This window comes from Paenarthrobacter nitroguajacolicus, assembly GCF_007786235.1.
Taxonomy (GTDB): Bacteria; Actinomycetota; Actinomycetes; order Actinomycetales; family Micrococcaceae; genus Arthrobacter; species Arthrobacter nitroguajacolicus_A.
Genome location: NZ_VNFK01000004.1, coordinates 280,367 through 298,130 on the forward strand (window position 1 = coordinate 280,367; position 17,764 = coordinate 298,130).

Here is a 17,764-nt window from a genome sequence, read left to right on the forward strand (position 1 = left end):
AGAGTGCAAGGAACGGCGGCTGAAACTCGGGCGGTCCGTTCCGTTCGCGTGAACGGCGTTTCAGGAGGCGGGCTGATCGGGCGCGACAATCGCTAGATCCACCCCTGTTGCCAAGCCTTTTCGGCGGCGTCGTGCCGGGATACCGCGCCAAGTTTCATCATGGCGGAGGACAAGTAATTGCGTACGGTACCAGGGGCGAGCCGCAACTGTTCGGCTACCTGCGAGACGCTGGAGGTCGACCGGCTGTACCTCAAGGCGTCCAACTCGCGGTCAGTGAGCGGGCAGCGCTCGGCGGCCAGGGCCGTCGCGGCTATTTCGGGATCGATGTAACGCTTGCCTGCCGCGACGTCACGGATAACGTCGGCCAGATCTTCGGCGGGGGTTGATTTCGGGACGAAGCCCGAGACCTTCGAGGCCAAGGCCCTGCGCAACACCCCGGGCCGGGCATGACGCGTGACGATGATCACGCGCGTCTTGACCGTGGACAGGATCCGGGCAGCTGCTTCGACTCCGTCCATCCGGGGCATTTCCAGATCCAGGAGGCAGATATCCGGCCGTACTTCCAAGGCCAACTCTGCTGCGGTCACACCGTTGTCGGCGCTGGCAACCACCTCGATATCCGGTTCCAACCCCAGGAGCGCTTCCAAAGCGCCGCGTATGAGATGTTCATCGTCGGCAATCAGCAAACGAATGTTCTGCGGGCCGTCAGGGTTGTTCACTGTGCGTTTCCTTTGGACGGGACCGAAGCCTGAAGCTCAAAGAATCCGGCGTTAGTGGTTGTTTCGAGGTTGCCGCCCAATGCCGAGATCCGCTCACGGAGGCCGGCAAGGCCGTTGCCGGGTGTTCGGCTGCCGGTTGCCTCACTGGTAACCCCATTGTTGCTGACCGTGAGGATGCAGCCGTTTGCGGAGGCCGCCAGGGTGATGGAAGCCAAGGTTGCGTTGCTGTGCCTGAGGATGTTGGTGGTGGCCTCGCGGACCGCCATGGCCAACGCCTTGTGAGCGTCAGGATTTTCAGGGACGGGATCAATGGTGAGTTCGCATTGCGCTCCTGCGGCCGACAGTACTTCGCGGGCGTTCTCAAGCTCATTCTTGAGGACTGTGCCGCGGTAGCCGGAAACCAGGGAACGCGTTTCCTCGAGTGCCTGTTTGGCGATCAGCCGCGAATCGTGGATGTGACCGCGGGCGGCCTCGGCGTCGATGGTTAGGAGACGTTCGGCAAGCTCAGATTTCAAGGCAATCACCTGAAGGTGGTGCCCCTGGATGTCGTGCAGGTCGGCGGCAAAGCGGAGCCGCTCCTGGGCAACGGCCAATTCCCCTGCCATGAGCCGGTGCCTGTCCAATTCCACCACTATGCGCCACCACCATAGGCTGCTGAGCAGGACCACGGGCATGGTTGCCGCATAGCTGATGAGCATGCGAAGACCTGGCTCTTCCGGGAAGGCATAGCTCTGGCCATGCAGGATCAGGTAGGTGATCGGATGCAGGAGAGTCAGTGCGAGGCCCGCGGCCAGGACGGCCAGCCGTTGGCGGTTGGGAAGCAAGCAAGCGATCAGGCAGGCGGCCAGCCATAACGGCAGGCTCCACATGAGGACATGGGCGTTGGTAAACAGGCCCACTATCCAAACCGCAGCAGAGGGGATAACCAGTGCCAATGTCCAGGCAATGGGTGGAAAGCCTCCGCTGAGCCCTGCCCGCAGGAACCAGCAGTAGCGAATCTGGGTGGCCACCGCACAGACCAAGCTGATGAGAAGAAGCCCCGCAACGGCGTCGAACCGGGCTTTTGCCGGTTCCAGCGCCAGGACAACCAGCATGAAGTCGAGGACCACGAGGATAAACACCATGCAACCCAAGGTGTACGTCCAAGTAGTGTGCACGCTCCGACCCGGGCGGGTAGTGGGCTGCAATACCTCGGGGGCGGTGGCTGCGGACATGACGCCCAGTGTAGGGCAATGACATTTGTCATGGTTCCGCTGGTGAATCGGCTCATGAAGCAGTGACAGGAGCTCACTACACGGACCGCTTGGCTCGCTGAAGGATTGGATTGTCAACATCACCCATCCATGAAGAGAGCCCCTGATGATTGAGTCCTTGCAAGATTTCACTTCCTCCCTGCCGTCAATGCTGACGTGGCTGGGGGTGTTGCTGATCGCCGCCATCCCGTTTGTTGATTCCTACTTCGGTGCTGTGGTGGGAGTGTTGGCCGGCGTGCATCCCGCGGTGGCCATAGCTGCGGCAGTTGTGGGAAATGTCCTCTCGCTGCTCGTCTTCGTTTTTGCCGCGCACCGTGTGCGCAGCAAAGTGGCGGCTGGCAGGCCCTCCAAGGAGATCACCCCGCGCCGCGCCAAATTGCGCGCCACCTTCGATAAGTTCGGCGTGGCGGGTGTAAGCCTGATCGGTCCAACAATCCTGCCCAGCCAGATCACGTCGGTTGCCATGATCTCCTTCGGGGCCTCCAAGAACGCGGTCATTCTTTGGCAGATCATTTCAATAGTCATCTGGGGAACAGCGTTCGGGGTCCTGGCTACATTGGGTGTTTCACTTGTCCGCTAGGACTGCTGGCCCGGTGGTCGTCGGCGACCACCGGGCTGGTGCAGGATCGTTGAGCTTCGGCCAACCCCCGTCAGTAGGTGAGCGCTATCCGAACACCCGCGTGCCTCCCGGCATCGCGGGCATGGAGGTGGCTCCGCCGCTAATGTCCATGTCATTGGCGGTACTATCTGCCCCTTGGAATCGCATTTCCTGGCGGTGATGGCCGTGAAGTTCTGCCAACCGTTCCCCGCAGCCCGTGAAATCAGAACCACCCAGCTTGGTACCGGCGTCATCGCAGACAACCCGCTATCAATGGCATCGGGTCAAGGTGGTCCGGAAATCACCGCGATGACTTAGGTCCGCCATCTCAGCCTCTGACAGGGACCATTGGATCAGGGACACCTACCCCCGTAGCGCCCCGAACCCCGTGATCAGCGCCTCCAGACCCAAACTGAAGGCAACGTCGGTGGGCCGTGCATGCCGTTCCAGGGCCAAACGGTCTACGGCAGCCGTGAAGTTGGGGACCTGCTCAGCGAGGTTGCCGGCGTCGAAAATGTCCTCAGGTGCGGTGACGTCGTAAGCGGCACCAAACACAAACGCTTCCAAGGCAACGATCGCCGAGATGATTTTCTCTTCCGGGAAGCCGGCGTCGCGGAAGCCGGCGGTCACGGCCTCGTACATGGCCAGGGTCTTCGGCGCATTTGCCACTGGAAGTACTGCAATCACGGGGATCAGCGGCGTATGCTCCGAGAATACGTCCCGGTAGGACCACGCCCAGCGACGCACGGCAGCATCCCACGGCTCCACCCCGAAGGCGGAGACATCCACCATCGCCGCCAAATGGTCCTCCACCAGCAGCAACACGTCATCCTTGGAGGCCACGTGGTTGTACAGGGCAGACGGTGCGACGCCGAGGGAGCGGGCCAAGGCCGCCATGGTGAGTCCGTCGTAGCCTTTGTTGCTGATCAACTCGAGGGCCGCCGTCGTGATGCCGTCCTGGTCCAGAATCGCCGCCGTCGGTCGTCCGGCACGGCGGCGCGCGGGAAGAGCGGAAGGAGCGGGCGTGGGTGCGGGCATCGGAGGCCTTTCTGCTGCCTGTGTCCCCAGCATTATTCCATCGGGCCTTCACAGCTGCGGACTACGACGCTACTATGGATATAAATGAATGGCATTCATTTATTGGTCAGCCACCACGGACGGCCACGGAGAGGACATCATGCAGAATCTTGATCGCGACGTTGTGATCGTCGGTGCCGGGCCGTCAGGGCTGACGGCGGCACGTGAGTTGAAGAAGGCCGGACTCAGCGTCGCAGTGCTCGAAGCACGCGACCGCGTGGGCGGCCGCACCTGGACCGACACCATCGACGGCGCCATGTTGGAGATCGGCGGCCAGTGGGTTTCCCCCGACCAGACGGCACTGATGGAGCTTCTGGACGAGCTCGGCCTCAAAATGTACTCGCGCTACCGCGAAGGCGAATCCGTCTACATCGGCGCAGATGGAAAGCGCACGCAGTACACCGGTGACACCTTCCCGGTGAACCAGACCACCAAGGCCGAGATGGACAAGCTCGTAGCCATCCTGGATGAGCTTGCTGCGGAGATCGGCCCCACCGAGCCCTGGGCACACCCCAAGGCACGTGAGTTGGACACCATCTCCTTCCACCACTGGCTTCGCCAGAACTCCAGCGACCAGGAAGCCTGCAACAACATCGGCCTCTTCATCGCCGGTGGCATGCTCACCAAGCCCGCCCACGCCTTCTCCGCACTGCAGGCAGTCCTCATGGCCGCCTCTGCTGGGTCCTTCAGCCACCTGACTGACGAAGACTTCATCCTGGACAAGCGCGTGATCGGCGGTATGCAGCAGGTTTCGCTGCTGCAGGCAGCTGAGCTGGGTGCCGACGTCGTCCTTAACAGCCCGGTTCGCACCATCAAGTGGGACGACAACAACGTGACCGTCGTGTCCGAGCAGGCAACCGTCAACGCCCGCTTCGTGATCATGGCCGTCCCGCCGAACCTGTACTCGCGCGTTTCGTTCGACCCGCCGCTGCCGCGCCGCCAGCACCAGATGCACCAGCACCAGTCCCTGGGCCTGGTCATCAAGGTCCACGCTGTCTACGACACGCCGTTCTGGCGCGAAGAAGGACTCTCCGGCACCGGTTTCAGCGCAGGCGCGCTGGTCCAGGAGGTCTACGACAACACCAACCACGGCGATTCCCGCGGCACCTTGGTGGGCTTCGTGTCCGACGAAAAGGCCGACGCCGTGTTCGAGCTCAGCGCCGAAGACCGCAAGAAGGCCATCCTGGAATCGATCGCCGGCTTCCTGGGAGACAAGGCCCTCACGCCCGAGGTCTACTACGAGTCCGACTGGGGCTCCGAAGAGTGGACCCGCGGCGCGTACGCTTCCAGCTATGACCTCGGTGGCCTGCACCGCTATGGCAAGGACCAGCACGCGAACGTTGGGCCGATCTACTGGTCCTCGTCCGACCTTGCAGCCGAGGGTTACCAGCACGTGGATGGCGCGGTCCGCATGGGCCAGGCAACCGCCGCCCACATTGTCGAAGCCAACAAGCTGAGCGCGTTGCCCGTCGCCTAAGGTATTCCGCACCACACCGGCAGGCCGGGGGAGCATCATCCCCGGCCTGCCGGCTCCACTGTTTAAGCACCGAAAGGACCACCATGCGCTACGTAGTGGGCTACACCGCCAACGCCAGGGGGCACGACGCCGTCCACCTTGCCGTCGCGCTGGCCCGGAACCACGATGTCAGCCTGGACCTGGTCCTGGTGATCCCCGAAGACTCCCCGTTCAACGCTGTCTACCCACCCGAAGCCGGGTACAACGACATCCTTAACGAGCAGGCGCAGCGCTGGCTGGATGAGGGCCTGGCCCTGGTTCCGGACGACGTCACCGCCCGCGCCCACATCCGCCGCGGTGACTCCGAAGCCCAAACGTTGATCGATGCGGCCGTGGAATTCGACGCTGCGGCATTGGTCATCGGCGCCACCAACAGCGGCCTCTTTAAGCGCTTCACCATTGGATCCGTGGCAAGTTCGCTGCTCCACTCGTCACCCGTTCCAGTCGCGTTGGCACCGCACGGGTACCACCGCACCGAGCCGATTACCCGCTTGAGCTGCGGTTTTGGGACGCGCCCGGGCGCTGACCAACTGCTCGACGTCGCTGTGGAGTCCGCGCGCGACCGGGGCCTTCCGCTGCGGCTCGTCTCCCTGTTGGCGCTCGACGGCGGTAACTCGCCTGGGTTGGCCGACGCCGCCTGGGTGCATGCCGCCGACCGGCTTGCCGCCGTCGGAGGTTCCACTGAGGGGGACCGCTCCGGTGAAGCGGGCGGTTCCGGTGAGGTGGACGGCTCCGTGCCCGAACCCGAGATCGTCGTCGCCCAGGGCCGCACCATCGAGGAAGCCGTTGACCGACTCGACTGGGAAGACGGCGAAATCCTGCTGATCGGCTCCAGCCGCCTGGCCCAGCAGCGGGCCACTTTCCTGGGCACCACCGCCAACCGGATTCTGCGTGCCCTCCCCGTTCCCATGACCGTGGTACCCCGCGACTACACGCGACAAAGCTCCTAGCAATCGCCTGAGAGGCAAAACCCATGTCAACTGCACCAAAGACGGTCCAGTCGAAAGAGACGTCCCTGAGTGAAAAGGGACTGAAAGCCGGATCGGTGGGCCTGATCGGCGCCGTCGTGATCGGCGTTTCCTGCATCGCTCCCGCCTATACGCTGACCGCCGCCTTGGGCCCCACCGTGTCCGAAGTCGGCGTGCACCTGCCAGCCATCTTCCTGGTGGGCTTCATCCCCATGTTGCTTGTGGCACTCGGCTACCGCGAACTGAATAACGCAATGCCCGACGCCGGGACTTCCTTCACGTGGGCCACCCGCGCCTTTGGTCCGTGGATCGGGTGGATGGGTGGCTGGGGATTGATCGCGGCCACCATTATTGTGTTGTCCAACCTGGCGGCTGTGGCGGTGGACTTCTTCTACCTGATGCTCGCGCAGATTTTCAGTAACCCGGAATTGGGTGAGCTCAGCAAGATCTTGCCGTTGAACATCGCCACCACGCTGGTCTTCATAGCCCTGGCTTGTTGGATTTCCTACCGCGGAATGGAGACCACCAAGGGCGTCCAGTATGTGCTGGTGGCCTTCCAATTGCTGGTTCTAGGCTGGTTCGCGGTCTCAGCCTTTGCTCATGTAGCGAATGGAACGGCCTTCGATGCCACCACGATTTCGCCGGACTGGTTCAACCCCTTCGCCGTGGATTCGTTCTCGTCATTCGCCGCGGGTGTGTCACTCTCGATCTTCATTTACTGGGGGTGGGACGTCACCCTGACCATGAACGAGGAAACCAAGAATCCGGAGAAGACCCCGGGCCGCGCTGCGACCATCACCGTGCTGGTCATCGTGATCATCTACATGACCGTCGCGTTGGCCACCCTGTCCTTCGCTGGCGTCGGCGAGACCGGTTTGGGTGCCGGCAACCCGGAGAACCAGTCCAGCATTTTCGCTGTCCTGGCCGGGCCGGTGATGGGTCCGTTTGCGATCCTCATGTCGCTGGCCATCCTGAGCAGCTCCGCCGCGTCCCTGCAGTCCACCTTCGTGTCGCCCGCCCGGACCATGCTGGCCATGGGCCACTACCGGGCCATCTCGCCCAGGTTCGGCAAGATCAGCCCCACGTACAAGTCGCCCAGCTTTGCGACCATCGCCGCCGCCATCGCTGCCGCAGGCTTCTACGTGATAACCCGGACGGTGTCCGAAAATGCGCTGTGGGACACCATCACTGCGCTGGGCATGATGATCTGCTTCTACTACGGCATCACCGCGCTGGCCTGTGTCTGGTTCTTCCGGGCCGAGGCCTTCCGGGGAGCCAGGGGATTCTTCTTCAAGTTCCTGGCACCGCTCGTTGGTGGCGTGATTCTGCTGGTCATGTTCGTGAAGACCGCCATGGACTCAATGGATCCGGAGTACGGGTCCGGCTCGTCTGTTGGAGGCGTGGGCCTGGTGTTCATCCTGGGCATGGGCGTGATCCTGCTGGGTGTGGTGGTCATGCTGGTGATGTACCGGCTGCGGCCCGAGTTCTTCAAGGGCAAGGTTCTGACCCGGGCCTAGTTCCTGCGCCGAGATGCCATTTGATGACGATGTTGCTCGCTGGGATTGGTATTAAATGCTATCTCGGCGCGGGTAGGGCGGCGGTTGGAACGCCTGCTGCCCGCTCGGCTGCGGCGAGGGCCTCGGCGAGGCGTTCGACGGCGGCGCGATAGTCGGTGCCGGCTGTCACCTTGCAGTATTCGGCCTCTCGCATGGCCCGGCTGAGCGCAGCAGTTTCCACAGTCCTCACATCCGTCATGGCCGGGAAGTCGATGGTCTGTGCCGGATCGAGTTCATAGCGGCGCCACTGTTCAAGGATGCTGCTGTGGCGGGCGGCATCGTCCGTAAAACCTGCACGACGCCGGGGCTCGGCTGCGTGGATCCGCTCCACCTTGCGGACGCTCGCCAAGGTCCCTGCAACGGTGGCGCCGCCGACGAAAACCATGATGAGCCCGGCCGGAGGCCAATGCACGGCGGGCACCAGGATGGCGGGAAGAATCACCACCGAGCCCCCGAAAACGTCCCAAAACAGCCCGTCCGGCTCGGGGCCACGGCCGTAGGTCAGTTTCCTGTGCAGGACAAACGTGGTTGCTGCGGTTGCGAGAACCAGAGCTACACCCCACAGGAGCATCATGGCGGGCATCGGACCACCTCCAGGCGACATCACGCTGCTTTGAATTCAGTATGCGCCAGTGCTTGCGCGGACGCGAGGGGTGGTCTGTCGCACCCTCGGCGTAGCCTAGGCAGCATGAGACTGAAAATGTGCAGCATCCACGTTAAGGACCCCGCAGCAGCTCACGCGTTCTATACGGAGACGCTGGGCTTCGAAACCCTGATGGCCATGCCGGAGTACAACCTGTTCATCATCAAGGACCCCGGGGCGGACAACAACAGCTCCCCCGGGCTGCTGCTGGAACCGAGCGACAACCCGATCGCTTCGAATTACATGAACGCCCTGCATGAGTCCGGCTTGGCAGCCATCACCTTCGGTGTTCCTGATGTTCAGGCCGAGTATGAGCGCCTGCTTGCTGCCGGCGTGAAATTCCAAGGTGAACCTTCTGAAGATCCCTCCGGCGTCAGCGCAGTCTTCGACGACGGTTGCGGCAACTTCGTCCAGCTTCACCAGGACTGACCCACTTAAACAGCTGTGGCCTTAAACAGCTATGGCCGGGACGCAAGGGTCCCGGCCACAGCTCAGTGAAAGCTACGCGTGGTCGCGCTTGGAAGTCTTGGGGGCATCGCGCTTTGCGGCTGCGTTGTCCTTCGCTTCCTTCGTTGCGGCCTTCTTGGCTGCTTCGTCCTTGACTCGCTGGGCCTCTGAACGCACAGCAGCGTGTGTAGCGCGCTCGGTGACCAACCACTGCGGCGGAGCCTGCAGCAGCTCGGTGATTTGCGCCGTCGTAAGTGCTTCCTCAACGCCGCCGCGGGCGAGGCCGCTGATGGAGACGTTCAGCTTCTGCGCGACTACCGGGCGCGGGTGCGGGCCGTTGCGACGCAGTTCGGCAAGCCACTCCGGCGGGTTGGCCTGGAGTTCGGCGAATTCGTCGCGGGAGATGGACGAATCCTGGAACTCCTGGGGTGTCGCGGGCAGGTAGATGCCGAGTTTCTTGGCAACTGTTGCCGGCTTCATGGACTGGGAGTTCGAGGACGTCATGCTTCAAGGGTATCTGGCCGGTACTGTGAGTGTGTGCCAGCCGCTGAAGAATCCACCGAAACAACCGAGCCCTTGCCCGGCCTCCGCTTCGCCTATGTGGCGGGTGTGACCCCTGGGAAATGGATCCGCCGGTGGGAAGAGCGGATGCCCGACTATCCGTTGCACGCGTTCATGTCCGACGACGGCGCGCAGCTTGCGGTGCTGCGTGACGGTTCCGCGGACCTCAGCTTTGTTCGGTTGCCCGTGGACCGTGAAGGCTTGAACGTCATTCCCCTCTACGAAGAGCAGCCCGTGGTGGTTGCGCCCAAGGGCCACGAGATCTCGGTGTTCGAGGAAGTGGCCCTCGAGGATCTCTCCGAGGAGAACTTCCTGGATGTTGACGAGATGGGCGGGCCGGACATGGCCCTCCAGGTGGTGGCATCGGGCGCTGGGTTGGCAATCTTGCCTATGTCTGTTGCGCGGCACCTGAACGTCAAGGACACCGTCATGCGGCGGCTGACCGGCGCTCCCACCACCCAGATCGGTTTGGCGTGGCCCGTGGGAACGGACAGCCCGGTGATTGAGGAATTCATCGGGATTGTGCGGGGGCGCACGGCGCAAAGCTCACGCCAGCCATCCGCCCAGCAGGAGAAACCCAAGAAAGCCCCCAAACCTGACCGCCGTGGTGGCGGCCCCAAGAAGCCCGCGGTCGCACAGCGCTACGCCCCGAACCCGGACAAGGGACGCGGCAAGGGCTCGCGCAAGAAGGGCAAACGGTAGCTACGCACCGTGAATCGCGGTTTGTTGCTGTTCTGAACGGTTGAGATAGGCCAGCAGCAGGTCCCCGGCGCGTTCCAATTCGCCGGCTTCCAGTGCCGAGCAGATCTGCTCGTTTTCCGTGAGCCAGTCGCTGTAGAAGTGGGCGTTCATGGTGGCCTTGTGGAAGTACAGCCGCATCTCCGCCAGGACTTGCGCCATGATCGTGTCCAGCCTGCCGCTTTCCGCGAGGGCAACGATCGCGCCGTGGAAATGCTGGTTGGCGCTGCCAAGTCCCTCATTGTCGTTGGCGGCCGCGGCGCGTTTACCCTCTTCGACGGCGGCCCTGACGGCGGCAATGCGCTCAGGTGACCCACCGGCGCGGATGGAACTGACCTCGATGGCCCGGCGCACTGTGTAGACATCATGGATGTCGCCCGCTTCCAAGGTGGCGACGTAGACGCCCCTGTTGGGTTGACGGATGAGCAACCTCTCGCCGGCAAGTTCGGCGAACGCTTCGCGGACCGTGTTCCGGGAGACGCCCAGGTCCTCGGCAATGGTGGCCTCGGTGAGTTTGGCACCCGGGACCAGGAAGCCTTCGGCCAGTTGGTAGCGCAGTTCCTCGGCAACACGCTCAGCCACGGACGGCACCCTCAGGCGCATCCGCGCCCGTGCACCATCAAAGCCAGCGGGTTCGCTTGATTCCTGATCTGCACTGGCCATGACACCAAAAGTACACGATTGCCGAAGATTCGGATCGCTGGATTGTTGAACAATCCAGCGGATTGGTGCATGCTGGATGTAACGCACATCACGAGGCAGGGATCACATCATGGCAATCATCGATCTGAACAGCGACGTCGGAGAGTCATTCGGGCGCTGGACACTCGGCGATGACGCCGCCATGTTCGAGTCCGTCTCCAGCGCCAACGTTGCGTGTGGATTCCACGCTGGCGACCCCAGCGTCATCCGAAGCACCTGTGCGAAGGCGGTCCAGGCCGGCGTCGTGATTGGCGCCCACGTTGGCTACCGCGACCTCGCGGGATTCGGCCGCCGCTTCATGGACATCGATCCCGTGGAACTGGCCGACGACGTCGTATATCAGATCGGTGCGCTGCAAGCGCTGGCGGCCACCACGGGATCACGGGTTCAATACGTGAAGCCCCACGGCGGCCTTTACAACGCAATCGTGAAGCACACCGCCCAGGCCCGTGCCGTCGTCGACGCCGTGAAATCGGTTGACCCCAACCTTCCGATCCTCGGCCTCCCCGGCTCCAAAGTCCTGCGTCTCGCTGAGGAAGCCGGCCTTCGGGGCGTATCCGAAGCGTTCGCTGACCGAGCCTACAACCCGGACGGAACGCTCGTTTCGCGGTCCCAGCCGGGCGCTGTACTGCATGACCCCGCCGAAGTGGCCGAACACGTCCTTCGGATGGCTACCGAACAATCCGTCAGGACCATTGACGGTTCCATCCTGAAAATCCGCGCAGAAAGCATCTGCGTACATGGTGACTCACCCGGAGCCGTGGCAATGGCCACCGCGGTGAAGTCCGCTCTGGGCGACGCCGGCGTCAGCATCGGCTCGTTCCTCTAGCCCACCCGGGCTCCCCGCACCATCCCTCATCCCCCCGGAGGACATCATGACCAGCACCAACAATGCAGCCAAGGCAGTGACAAGGAAGCCACCGCCCGGCGCCATCAAGGCGTACGTCGCCAGCCTCACCGGCACGTCGCTGGAGTACTACGACTTCGCCATCTACTCGGTGGCCTCGGCCCTCGTGTTTCCCAAGATCTTCTTCCCGGGCAATGACGAGTTCGTCGCGTTGCTGCTCTCCTTCTCAGCCTTCGCGGTCGGTTACCTGGCCCGACCCATTGGTGGCGTCATCTTCGGGCGCCTCGGTGACAAGATCGGCCGCAAGTACGTACTGGTGTTCACGCTTGTTCTGATCGGCGTTGCCACGGTGCTCATCGGAGCGCTGCCCGACTACTCCGTAATAGGCGTCGCGGCACCCACAATCCTCGTGTTGCTGCGTTTGGCGCAGGGCATTGGCGTTGGCGGCGAATGGGGCGGTGCCGTATTGCTGTCTAGTGAATTCGGAGACCCCAACAAGCGCGGTTTCTGGTCTTCCGCTGCCCAGATCGGCCCGCCCGCAGGTAACCTCATGGCCAATGGCGTCCTCGCCATCCTCGCCGCTTCCCTCAGCGACGAAGCGTTCCTCTCCTGGGGCTGGCGCGTAGCGTTCCTGGCTTCGGCCCTCTTGGTGGTCTTCGGCCTGATCATCCGTCTCAAGCTCGAAGAAACCCCGGTGTTCAAGGCCATCCAGGCCCATGGCGACCGCCCCAAGGCTCCCATCAAGGAAGTCTTCACCACGCAGCCCAAGGCCTTGGTTGCCGCTGCGCTCTCCCGAGTGTGCCCCGACATCCTCTACGCGCTGTTCACGGTGTTCGTTGCCGTATACGCCACCAAGGAACTGGGCATGACCACGGGCAACGTGCTGTCCGCGATCCTTATTGGTTCAGCCTTCCAGCTCTTCCTGATCCCGCTGGCTGGTGCACTGACGGACCGCTTCAACCGGCGTTGGGTATATGGCATCGCCGCCGCCGCAACGGCTGCCTACATCCCGTTGTTCTTCCTGATGATCCAGGGCAAGTCGGTAGCCATGCTGACCATCGGAACCGTGATCGGCCTGGCGCTGCACGCCTTCATGTACGGTCCCCAGGCCGCGTTCATCACCGAGCAGTTCCCGGCCCGCCTCCGCTACGCAGGCAGTTCGCTGGCCTACACCCTGGCTGGTGTGATTGGCGGAGCTGTTGCGCCCATCATCTTTACCGCCCTCTATGGCGCGGCTGATGGCGGCTGGTACCTGATCGCCGTTTACATCCTCGTCGCGGCTGTTGTCACGATTGTGGGCATGCTCCTGGGCCGTGACCCCAAGCCGGAAGAAGACGTCCGTCTGATGCAGGGTGCGCACGCTCAGCCGGCGGCGTAGCTAACAATGGAAACCGTGATGCAAACGACCACCGCCAAAAGGGTTCGCTCCGTCAGGCCTGTCGGGACCCGCGCGGTCCTGGCAGAGCTGGACGGACTGCAGGATGTCCTCGCCCTGCAGGACATGCTCTACAAGTCTCCGCTTCCTGGCCAAGTGGACGTGCTTGCCGCAGCAGAAACCGTCATGGTGGTGGGGGAGTCCGCAGCGGCAACCCGAGCGATCGGTGCCCGGCTCATGGAGTTGGAACTGTTTGCCCCGGAGGTCACCGACTCCGGGCTGGTGGTCATCGACACCGTGTACGACGGCGACGACCTCGCCGATGTCGCGGAGCTGACCGGACTGAGCGTGGAGGGTGTGATTGCCGCGCACACCGGCCAGATCTGGACCGTTGCCTTCGCTGGCTTCGCACCCGGGTTCGGCTACATGGTGGGCGAGAATGAAGCACTCACGGTTCCTCGCCGATCTTCCCCGCGAACAGCAGTGCCCGCCGGATCCGTGGCCCTCGGTGGACAGTACTCCGCCGTCTACCCGCGTCGTTCGCCGGGTGGTTGGCAGTTGATTGGCCGGACCGGTGCACGGATGTGGGATCTGGACCGATCACAGCCGGCCCTTGTGAGGCCCGGTGATCGTGTGCAGTACCGGGCAGTCCGGGAGGTCATCACCGCACCGGCCCATGATTCCGAAGCCGAAGCAGACCACCACACGGGCCCTGGATTGCGGATTCTCAACCCTGGCGCGCAGAGCCTTATCCAAGACCTCGGCCGGCGAGGGTTCGGCCCGCTTGGCGTCTCGGCCGCCGGGGCTTTGGACCGGGCGTCCCTCCGGCGCGCGAATCGTTTGGTCGGCAACACCCCTTCGGCCGCCGCCATTGAGTCCGTCAACGGCGGGCTGACCGTAGAGGCCGTTGGAGACCAGGTAATTGCCGTCGCCGGTGCGCCGACCACGCTGACTGTCCAGTCGCCGTCGAACGTTGAATCCGACGACGACGGGTCCCGGCCCGGTGCGCAGCGGACCGTCCCGATGGCCGCGCCTTTCGCGCTGCTCGACGGCGAAATCCTCACCTTGGGTGCGCCCGAGTCCGGGTTCAGGAACTATGTGGCGATCCGGGGCGGAGTGGATGTCCCGGAGGTGCTGGGCAGCCGCTCGGCGGACACGATGTCCGGCATCGGACCGGCTCCTCTGGTCATCAGGCAGGTCCTTGCGGCGGGTGAGGCCACGGCGTCCACGGCTGTTGGCAGTCCCGAATTGCAGCCTGAGTTCCCCAGCATGGGCGTAACGGTGCTGGACGTTGTTCCTGGACCGCGTGCCGACTGGTTCGACCAGGAGGCATTGGATTCCTTGTGTGACCAGGACTGGCTGGTCACACCGCAGTCCAACCGCGTGGGCATGCGACTGGACGGCGTTCCGCTGAAGCGAACCCGCGAAGGCGAACTCCCCAGCGAGGGCACCATGGCCGGGGCCCTCCAGATCCCGCCGGCTGGACTGCCCGTCCTCTTCCTTGCGGATCACCCCATCACCGGCGGGTATCCCGTGATCGGCGTGGTGCGCGATGAGCATTTGGACCGTGCCGCGCAGGTCCCCATCGGCGGGCGGATCAGATTCCGGTTCGTCCACGATTCCCCAGACTTCACCAAGACCCCAGAGAAGTGAGTATTTGATGCGCAAGGTCCTGATTGCGAACCGCGGCGAAATCGCCGTCCGCGTCGCCCGAGCCTGCGATGACGCCGGCATTTCGTCTGTGGCTGTTTACGCAAATATCGACGCAGACGCGATGCACGTTGGCGCCGCCGATGAAGCGTACAGCTTGGACGGAAACAGTCCCGCTGACACGTACCTGAACATCGGGAAGCTGCTGGGCATCGCGGCACAGTCCGGCGCGGACGCCGTCCACCCCGGCTATGGCTTCCTCTCCGAGAATGCGGACTTCGCGCAGGCAGTGCTCGACGCCGGGCTTGAGTGGATTGGTCCCTCGCCGGAGTCGATCCGGCAGTTGGGCAACAAGATCACCGCCCGCGAGATCGCTGTCCGGGCGGGAGCTCCATTGGTTGCAGGCAGCGATGGGCCGGTGTCCTCCGCCGCGGAAGCACGGGCGTTTGCCGAGGAACACGGACTTCCGATGGCCATCAAAGCTGCCTTCGGCGGAGGTGGCCGCGGGCTCAAGGTTGTCCGCGAGCTTGCTGAAGTGGAGGAAGCCTTTGACTCCGCAGTCCGCGAGGCCGTGGCCGCCTTCGGACGTGGCGAGTGCTTCCTGGAGCAATACCTGGACCGGCCGCGGCACGTGGAAGCGCAGATCATCGCAGACAAGCTGGGCAACGTCATTGTGGTGGGTACCCGCGACTGTTCACTCCAGCGTCGCCACCAAAAGCTCGTGGAAGAGGCACCCGCGCCCTTCCTCAGCGAAACGCAGCGGCAGAAGATCTACGACGGTTCCAAGGCAATCGTCCGTGAAGCTGGCTACTACGGAGCCGGGACGGTGGAGTTCCTGGTTTCCGCGGACGGAGCAGTGGCGTTCCTTGAGGTCAACACGCGACTTCAGGTGGAGCACCCGATCACCGAGGAGACCGCCGGGATCGACCTTGTGCAGGAGCAGTTCCGCATCGCTGCCGGGTTGCCCCTGAGCATTTCGGATGACCCGGCCCCTCGCGGACATTCCTTCGAGTTCCGCATCAACGCCGAGGACGTGGGCCGTGGCTTCCTGCCTTCCCCGGGGACGGTGGCACTCTTTGAAGCCCCCACCGGTCCCGGCATCCGCGTGGACAGCGGCGTGCGGTCGGGTTCGTTTGTGGCACCACAGTTCGATTCCTTGCTTGCCAAGCTGATCGTCACTGGGGCTGACCGGCAGCAAGCCCTACGCCGCGCGCGCAGGGCCCTTGCGGAAATCACGATCACCGGCCTCGCCACGGTACTGCCCTTCCACCGCGCGGTTCTGGAGTCCGAGGATTTCACTTCCGTGGCCGGAATGCGCGTTCACACCCGGTGGATCGAAACCGACTTTGCGGATCAGATCCCCGTGGACCCTGAGTACAACGTGGTCGCCCCGGAAGGAGGGCGCCGCACCATCACGATCGATGTTGACGGCAAGCGGCTGGCGGTGGGACTTCCGGCTGATCTGTTGGATGGCTGGGCGCGCTCCGGTCAGGGCATCCCTGCCTTTACCGCGCCGGCCGATACGCCGGGTTCTGTAAGCACTGACTCGCCCGCCGAATCCGCCCTCGTTTCCAGCATGGCCGGCACCGTGGTGAAGTGGCTCGTGGAGCCCGGGGCCAACGTGGCGGCGGGGGACCCGTTGGTGGTCCTGGAAGCCATGAAGATGGAAACCCAAGTTCCGGCACACCGCACAGGAACCCTCTCCGAAGTACTCTCGGCACCCGGCGGGGCCGTCACCGTTGGAGCAGTTCTGGCCCACATCGAGTAGTGCCGCTGTTCCGTTGCCAAGCCGCTGTTCCGTGGCTGCCCGGCGACGGAACAGCGGGCCGACAACGGGCTACGACGTAACCGTCACACCCAGCACGCTGTCCAGCAAGGCGTTACGGAACTTGCCCGTGGGATCGTTGGCCTGAACCAAGGACCGGAAGTCCTCGAACCGAGGGTAGAGCGCGGCGAAGTCGTACTCGCTGGGCGTGAAGAGCTTGCCCCAGTGGGGACGTGCGCCGAAGGGCCTCAACGCTGCTTCGAGCTCGGGGAGGACCGCTTCCACCTCGGGCTGGAGCGGCTTCCACGTGAAGTGGAGCGCAACGCTCTGCTGCCGGTAGAACGGGCTGAGCCAGAACTCATCCTCGGCCACTGTGCGGACCTCGGAGATGAACAAGAGCGGTGCCAGCTTGTCGGCCAGCCCGCGAACCGCCTGCAGGGCAGCGGGTGCCTGGTCCAGCGGCAGCAGGAACTCGCTCTGCAGTTCTTCTCCGTTGCTCGGCGTGAACTCATGCCGGAAGTGGGGCAGCCGGTCCAGCCACTTACCCGCAACGTCCAGCTGCTCGGTGCAGTTCTCGGCGGACATGTCAGGCAAGGGATGCAGGGCCGACGTCGCTGCGGTTGCTCCAAAGAGGTCAGGGAGCGGCGCTTCAGTATCCAGCGCTTTCAGCCAAACCTGCGGGATGGTGTCGCCGGTGTAATTGGTGAAGAAGCTGACGCTGTAGGCGCTCGACGCGATGGTCTGGAAGTTCGCCAGCGCCCCCTCCCAGGTGAGGTTGGTGAGCACGCGCTGCCGGACGTCGAAGCTCGGACGGACAGCCAGCTCAAGTCCCGTGACGATGCCAAGGGCGCCCACGCCCACCACGCTGGCGAGGAATTCGTCGTCGTCCGCTGTGAGCGTCACCAGCTCGCCGGAGGCGCGCACCAAGTCGACACCTACGACGGCGGCAGCCAGGGAGGGATTGTTGACTCCACTGCCGTGGGTGCCGGTTTGGATGGCGCCCGCGACGGAGATATGGGGGAGCGAAGCGAGGTTGTGGATGGCGTATCCCTGCTCCTCCAGCGCTCGGCCGAGGGCTCCATAGCTGATGCCACCGCTGACCTTGACGGTGCTCTTGTCCTTGTTGAGGACTACTTCCTGGGGTAGCGCGTCCAGCAGGATGTGGGTACCGTCCGTGTCGGCAACCGTGTTGAAGGAGTGCCGGGAACCGAGCGCCTTGATCCGCGACGCGTTGGCTACGAGTTCCTGCAGCTCCTCCACCGACGTGGGGCTGTGGACTTCCGCGGACGAGTACTCAAGGTTTCCTGCCCAGTTCTTCATCGAATGATCTTCCCACTTGGATACGTAAT

Annotated in this window: 18 protein-coding genes; 11 read left to right on the forward strand and 7 right to left on the reverse strand. The window is 63.6% G+C overall.

The window, feature by feature from the left end:
• Positions 1–92: 92 nt before the first annotated feature.
• Both FQP90_RS07090 and FQP90_RS07095 read right to left on the reverse strand, forming a co-directional pair.
• Positions 93–719 carry a response regulator transcription factor gene (locus FQP90_RS07090; RefSeq protein ID WP_144649017.1) on the reverse strand — a complete coding sequence of 209 codons (627 nt, stop codon included), beginning with the start codon at positions 717–719 and terminating at the stop codon, positions 93–95.
• Positions 716–1,933 (reverse strand): sensor histidine kinase, encoded by a 1,218-nt coding sequence (locus FQP90_RS07095; RefSeq protein WP_144649018.1) that lies wholly within the window; start codon positions 1,931–1,933, stop codon positions 716–718. Before FQP90_RS07095 ends, FQP90_RS07090 begins: the two co-directional genes overlap by 4 nt.
• 145 nt (positions 1,934–2,078) lie before the next feature.
• Here FQP90_RS07095 and FQP90_RS07100 point away from each other — a divergent pair, with 145 nt between their 5' ends.
• Together FQP90_RS07100 and FQP90_RS23255 are read left to right on the forward strand one after the other, a co-directional pair.
• Positions 2,079–2,552: a hypothetical protein gene (locus tag FQP90_RS07100; RefSeq protein ID WP_144649019.1), complete on the forward strand. Its 474-nt coding sequence runs from the start codon at positions 2,079–2,081 to the stop codon at positions 2,550–2,552.
• 174 nt (positions 2,553–2,726) lie between these two features.
• Complete coding sequence (locus FQP90_RS23255) at positions 2,727–2,888, forward strand: hypothetical protein (protein ID WP_167510416.1); 162 nt, start codon at positions 2,727–2,729, stop codon at positions 2,886–2,888.
• A gap of 45 nt (positions 2,889–2,933) precedes the next feature.
• Here FQP90_RS23255 and FQP90_RS07105 read toward each other — a convergent pair whose 3' ends face one another.
• The gene (locus tag FQP90_RS07105; protein WP_144649020.1) at positions 2,934–3,641 is read right to left on the reverse strand and encodes a TetR/AcrR family transcriptional regulator; all 708 of its coding nucleotides are present in this window, start codon (positions 3,639–3,641) and stop codon (positions 2,934–2,936) included.
• Between the two features lie 55 nt (positions 3,642–3,696).
• On the opposite strand from FQP90_RS07105, the gene FQP90_RS07110 reads away from it, so the two are divergent.
• From FQP90_RS07110 to FQP90_RS07120, 3 genes are all read left to right on the forward strand, one after another.
• The gene (locus FQP90_RS07110) at positions 3,697–5,124 is read left to right on the forward strand and encodes a flavin monoamine oxidase family protein (RefSeq protein ID WP_144649021.1); all 1,428 of its coding nucleotides are present in this window, start codon (positions 3,697–3,699) and stop codon (positions 5,122–5,124) included.
• 83 nt (positions 5,125–5,207) lie between these two features.
• Positions 5,208–6,113: a universal stress protein gene (locus FQP90_RS07115; RefSeq protein WP_144649022.1), complete on the forward strand. Its 906-nt coding sequence runs from the start codon at positions 5,208–5,210 to the stop codon at positions 6,111–6,113.
• 23 nt (positions 6,114–6,136) lie between these two features.
• Positions 6,137–7,648, forward strand: coding sequence for an APC family permease (locus tag FQP90_RS07120; RefSeq protein ID WP_144649023.1), 1,512 nt, complete (start codon positions 6,137–6,139; stop codon positions 7,646–7,648).
• A 58-nt stretch (positions 7,649–7,706) separates the two neighbouring features.
• Here FQP90_RS07120 and FQP90_RS07125 read toward each other — a convergent pair whose 3' ends face one another.
• Positions 7,707–8,270, reverse strand: coding sequence for a hypothetical protein (locus FQP90_RS07125; RefSeq protein WP_144649024.1), 564 nt, complete (start codon positions 8,268–8,270; stop codon positions 7,707–7,709).
• Between the two features lie 105 nt (positions 8,271–8,375).
• On the opposite strand from FQP90_RS07125, the gene FQP90_RS07130 reads away from it, so the two are divergent.
• Positions 8,376–8,759 (forward strand): VOC family protein, encoded by a 384-nt coding sequence (locus FQP90_RS07130; RefSeq protein ID WP_144649025.1) that lies wholly within the window; start codon positions 8,376–8,378, stop codon positions 8,757–8,759.
• A 72-nt stretch (positions 8,760–8,831) separates the two neighbouring features.
• On the opposite strand, the gene FQP90_RS07135 is transcribed toward FQP90_RS07130, so the two are convergent.
• Positions 8,832–9,281, reverse strand: a complete 450-nt coding sequence (locus FQP90_RS07135; RefSeq protein ID WP_144649026.1) for a DUF5997 family protein — start codon at positions 9,279–9,281, stop codon at positions 8,832–8,834.
• Positions 9,282–9,314: 33 nt separating this feature from the next.
• On the opposite strand from FQP90_RS07135, the gene FQP90_RS07140 reads away from it, so the two are divergent.
• On the forward strand, positions 9,315–10,040 hold the full coding sequence (locus FQP90_RS07140) for a LysR family substrate-binding domain-containing protein (RefSeq protein WP_144649027.1): 726 nt from the start codon (positions 9,315–9,317) through the stop codon (positions 10,038–10,040).
• Here the strand turns inward: FQP90_RS07140 and FQP90_RS07145 are convergent, their stop codons facing one another.
• A complete protein-coding gene (locus FQP90_RS07145) occupies positions 10,041–10,739 on the reverse strand; it encodes a GntR family transcriptional regulator (protein WP_144649028.1) in 699 nt (232 codons plus the stop codon).
• A 109-nt stretch (positions 10,740–10,848) separates the two neighbouring features.
• On the opposite strand from FQP90_RS07145, the gene FQP90_RS07150 reads away from it, so the two are divergent.
• Genes FQP90_RS07150 through FQP90_RS07165 form a run of 4 tightly spaced genes read left to right on the forward strand, consistent with a single transcriptional unit; the run spans position 10,849 to position 16,418 of the window.
• On the forward strand, positions 10,849–11,607 hold the full coding sequence (locus FQP90_RS07150; protein WP_144649029.1) for a LamB/YcsF family protein: 759 nt from the start codon (positions 10,849–10,851) through the stop codon (positions 11,605–11,607).
• A gap of 46 nt (positions 11,608–11,653) precedes the next feature.
• Positions 11,654–13,003: an MFS transporter gene (locus FQP90_RS07155; RefSeq protein ID WP_144649030.1), complete on the forward strand. Its 1,350-nt coding sequence runs from the start codon at positions 11,654–11,656 to the stop codon at positions 13,001–13,003.
• Positions 13,004–13,009: 6 nt separating this feature from the next.
• A complete protein-coding gene (locus tag FQP90_RS07160) occupies positions 13,010–14,653 on the forward strand; it encodes a 5-oxoprolinase/urea amidolyase family protein (protein WP_144649031.1) in 1,644 nt (547 codons plus the stop codon).
• 7 nt (positions 14,654–14,660) lie between these two features.
• Entirely contained in the window at positions 14,661–16,418 is a 1,758-nt protein-coding gene (locus FQP90_RS07165) for an acetyl/propionyl/methylcrotonyl-CoA carboxylase subunit alpha (protein ID WP_144649032.1), read from the forward strand.
• 69 nt (positions 16,419–16,487) lie between these two features.
• On the opposite strand, the gene FQP90_RS07170 is transcribed toward FQP90_RS07165, so the two are convergent.
• On the reverse strand, positions 16,488–17,735 hold the full coding sequence (locus FQP90_RS07170; RefSeq protein WP_144649033.1) for a D-arabinono-1,4-lactone oxidase: 1,248 nt from the start codon (positions 17,733–17,735) through the stop codon (positions 16,488–16,490).
• Between the last annotated feature and the right edge of the window lie 29 nt (positions 17,736–17,764).

What these genes read in the sequence shown, in the direction of transcription:
- FQP90_RS07095 (WP_144649018.1), bottom strand. Translation starts at nt 1,933, where the DNA reads ATGTCCGCAGCCACCGCCCCCGAGGTATTGCAGCCCACTACCCGCCCG.
- FQP90_RS07100 (WP_144649019.1), top strand. Translation starts at nt 2,079, where the DNA reads ATGATTGAGTCCTTGCAAGATTTCACTTCCTCCCTGCCGTCAATGCTG.
- FQP90_RS07105 (WP_144649020.1), bottom strand. Translation starts at nt 3,641, where the DNA reads ATGCTGGGGACACAGGCAGCAGAAAGGCCTCCGATGCCCGCACCCACG.
- FQP90_RS07110 (WP_144649021.1), top strand. Translation starts at nt 3,697, where the DNA reads ATGGCATTCATTTATTGGTCAGCCACCACGGACGGCCACGGAGAGGAC.
- FQP90_RS07115 (WP_144649022.1), top strand. Translation starts at nt 5,208, where the DNA reads ATGCGCTACGTAGTGGGCTACACCGCCAACGCCAGGGGGCACGACGCC.
- FQP90_RS07120 (WP_144649023.1), top strand. Translation starts at nt 6,137, where the DNA reads ATGTCAACTGCACCAAAGACGGTCCAGTCGAAAGAGACGTCCCTGAGT.
- FQP90_RS07125 (WP_144649024.1), bottom strand. Translation starts at nt 8,270, where the DNA reads ATGCCCGCCATGATGCTCCTGTGGGGTGTAGCTCTGGTTCTCGCAACC.
- FQP90_RS07130 (WP_144649025.1), top strand. Translation starts at nt 8,376, where the DNA reads ATGAGACTGAAAATGTGCAGCATCCACGTTAAGGACCCCGCAGCAGCT.
- FQP90_RS07135 (WP_144649026.1), bottom strand. Translation starts at nt 9,281, where the DNA reads ATGACGTCCTCGAACTCCCAGTCCATGAAGCCGGCAACAGTTGCCAAG.
- FQP90_RS07145 (WP_144649028.1), bottom strand. Translation starts at nt 10,739, where the DNA reads ATGGCCAGTGCAGATCAGGAATCAAGCGAACCCGCTGGCTTTGATGGT.
- FQP90_RS07150 (WP_144649029.1), top strand. Translation starts at nt 10,849, where the DNA reads ATGGCAATCATCGATCTGAACAGCGACGTCGGAGAGTCATTCGGGCGC.
- FQP90_RS07155 (WP_144649030.1), top strand. Translation starts at nt 11,654, where the DNA reads ATGACCAGCACCAACAATGCAGCCAAGGCAGTGACAAGGAAGCCACCG.
- FQP90_RS07160 (WP_144649031.1), top strand. Translation starts at nt 13,010, where the DNA reads ATGGAAACCGTGATGCAAACGACCACCGCCAAAAGGGTTCGCTCCGTC.
- FQP90_RS07165 (WP_144649032.1), top strand. Translation starts at nt 14,661, where the DNA reads ATGCGCAAGGTCCTGATTGCGAACCGCGGCGAAATCGCCGTCCGCGTC.
- FQP90_RS07170 (WP_144649033.1), bottom strand. Translation starts at nt 17,735, where the DNA reads ATGAAGAACTGGGCAGGAAACCTTGAGTACTCGTCCGCGGAAGTCCAC.